Raw genomic sequence first — 2,999 nt, 5'->3', positions numbered from 1 at the left:
TTGAAAACTGAAGATTCATCAAGACATCAAACCAAGAAAAATATGCATGGTCCGTTCGGACCGTGTGTCTTAGAAACGCTAGATCAAGGTAGAAAGGGCGTACGGTGGATGCCTTGGCACTAGGAGCCGATGAAGGACGCGACGAACAGCGAAATGCTCTGGGGAGTGGTAAGTGCACTTTGATCCAGAGGTATCCGAATGGGGGAACCCACCGCCGGGAGACTGGCGGGACACCCGTGTGAATACATAGCACGGTGTGAGGCAAACCCGGGGAACTGAAACATCTAAGTACCCGGAGGAAGAGAAAGAAAATTCGATTCCCTGAGTAGCGGCGAGCGAAACGGGAACAGCCCAAACCAGGAAGCATGCTTCCTGGGGTTGTAGGACACTCTATACGGAGTTACAAAGGGATAGGATAGGTGAACGACCTGGAAAGGTCGGCCAGAGAAGGTGACGGCCCTGTAGCTGAAATCTTATCCCCTCCAGAGTGGATCCTGAGTACGGCGGGACACGTGAAACCCCGTCGGAATCCGGGAGGACCATCTCCCAAGGCTAAATACTTCCTAGTGACCGATAGTGAACCAGTACCGTGAGGGAAAGGTGAAAAGCACCCCGGAAGGGGAGTGAAATAGATCCTGAAACCGTATGCCTACAAGTAGTCAGAGCCCGTTAACGGGTGATGGCGTGCCTTTTGTAGAATGAACCGGCGAGTTACGATGGCGGGCAAGGTTAAGCTGATAAGGCGGAGCCGCAGCGAAAGCGAGTCTGAATAGGGCGCATCAGTCCGTCGTCGTAGACCCGAAACCAGGTGATCTACCCATGTCCAGGATGAAGGTCAGGTAACACTGACTGGAGGTCCGAACCCACGCACGTTGAAAAGTGCGGGGATGAGGTGTGGGTAGCGGTGAAATGCCAATCGAACCTGGAGATAGCTGGTTCTCCCCGAAATAGCTTTAGGGCTAGCCTCGAGGTGAAGAGTTCCGGAGGTAGAGCACTGATTGGACTAGGGGCCCCCACAGGGTTACCGAATTCAGTCAAACTCCGAATGCCGGCAACTTGTACTCGGGAGTCAGACTGCGAGTGATAAGATCCGTAGTCGAAAGGGAAACAGCCCAGACCATCAGCTAAGGTCCCAAAGTGTATGTTAAGTGGAAAAGGATGTGGCGTTGCACAGACAACTAGGATGTTGGCTTAGAAGCAGCCACCATTCAAAGAGTGCGTAATAGCTCACTAGTCGAGTGACGCCGCGCCGAAAATTTAACGGGGCTAAACATACCACCGAAGCTATGGATTCCGTAAGGAATGGTAGGGGAGCGTTCCAAGCAGCAGTGAAGCGGTATCGTGAGGAGCCGTGGAGCGCTTGGAAGTGAGAATGCCGGTGTGAGTAGCGAAAAGAGGGGTGAGAATCCCCTCCGTCGAAAGCCCAAGGTTTCCTGAGGAAGGCTCGTCCGCTCAGGGTTAGTCTGGACCTAAGCCGAGGCCGAAAGGCGTAGGCGATGGACAACAGGTTGATATTCCTGTACCGCCGTACCACCGTTTGAACGATGGGGGGACGCAGAAGGATAAGGTAACCGTGCGACTGGAAGTGCACGGACAAGCAGCGAGGCCGTCGGGTTGGCAAATCCGCCCGGCATACAAGGTTGAGCTGTGATGTGGAGCCCGTAGGGCGAAGTACCGGATTTCACGCTGCCAAGAAAAGCCTCTAGTAAGGAGGTCGGCGCCAGTACCGTAAACCGACACAGGTAGGCGAGATGAGAATTCTAAGACGCGCGGGATAACTCTCGTTAAGGAACTCGGCAAAATGGTCCCGTAACTTCGGGAGAAGGGACGCTTATGGCAACATAAGCCGCAGTGAATAGGCCCAAACGACTGTTTAGCAAAAACACAGGTCTCTGCTAAATCGCAAGATGAAGTATAGGGGCTGACGCCTGCCCGGTGCTGGAAGGTTAAGGGGATGTGTCATCGCAAGAGAAGCACTGAACCGAAGCCCCAGTAAACGGCGGCCGTAACTATAACGGTCCTAAGGTAGCGAAATTCCTTGTCGGGTAAGTTCCGACCCGCACGAAAGGCGTAACGATTTGGGCACTGTCTCAACGAGAGACCCGGTGAAATCATAGTACCTGTGAAGATGCAGGTTACCCGCGACAGGACGGAAAGACCCCATGGAGCTTTACTACAGCCTGATATTGAGGCTTTGTACGCGATGTACAGGATAGGTGGGAGTTTGTGAAGCCGGAGCGCCAGCTTCGGTGGAGACATCCTTGGGATACCACCCTTTGCGTATAGAGTCTCTAACTCGCAGCCGTGATCCGGCTGGAGGACCGTGTCAGGCGGGTAGTTTGACTGGGGCGGTCGCCTCCTAAACAGTAACGGAGGCGCCCAAAGGTTCCCTCAGAATGGTTGGAAATCATTCGTAGAGTGCAAAGGCAGAAGGGAGCTTGACTGCGAGACCTACAAGTCGAGCAGGGACGAAAGTCGGGCTTAGTGATCCGGTGGTTCCGCATGGAAGGGCCATCGCTCAACGGATAAAAGCTACCCTGGGGATAACAGGCTGATCTCCCCCAAGAGTCCACATCGACGGGGAGGTTTGGCACCTCGATGTCGGCTCATCGCATCCTGGGGCTGGAGTAGGTCCCAAGGGTTGGGCTGTTCGCCCATTAAAGCGGTACGCGAGCTGGGTTCAGAACGTCGTGAGACAGTTCGGTCCCTATCCGTCGTGGGCGCAGGAAATTTGAGGAGAGCTGTCCTTAGTACGAGAGGACCGGGATGGACGCACCGCTGGTGTACCAGTTGTTCCGCCAGGAGCATCGCTGGGTAGCTACGTGCGGACGGGATAAGTGCTGAAAGCATCTAAGCATGAAGCCCCCTCCGAGATGAGATTTCCCTTTGAGCAATCAAGAAAGACCCCTCAGAGACGATGAGGTAGATAGGTCATGGGTGGAAGCACGGCGACGTGTGGAGCTGAATGATACTAATCGGTCGAGGCTTTGATCTAGAAA

The 2,999-nt window shown here is 54.3% G+C and carries 1 rRNA gene; it reads left to right on the top strand.

Annotation, left to right across the window (positions count from 1 at the left end):
* Positions 1 to 81 precede the first annotated feature (81 nt).
* A 23S ribosomal RNA gene (locus EVJ30_RS14795) occupies positions 82 to 2,995 on the top strand.
* The last annotated feature ends 4 nt before the right edge of the window (positions 2,996 to 2,999 follow it).

The organism is Exiguobacterium sp. SH5S13, from assembly GCF_004337085.1.
Classification (GTDB): domain Bacteria; phylum Bacillota; class Bacilli; order Exiguobacteriales; family Exiguobacteriaceae; genus Exiguobacterium; species Exiguobacterium aurantiacum_A.
Note: the sequence above shows the minus strand (reverse complement) of the source record. Positions and strands in the feature narration are given on the sequence as shown.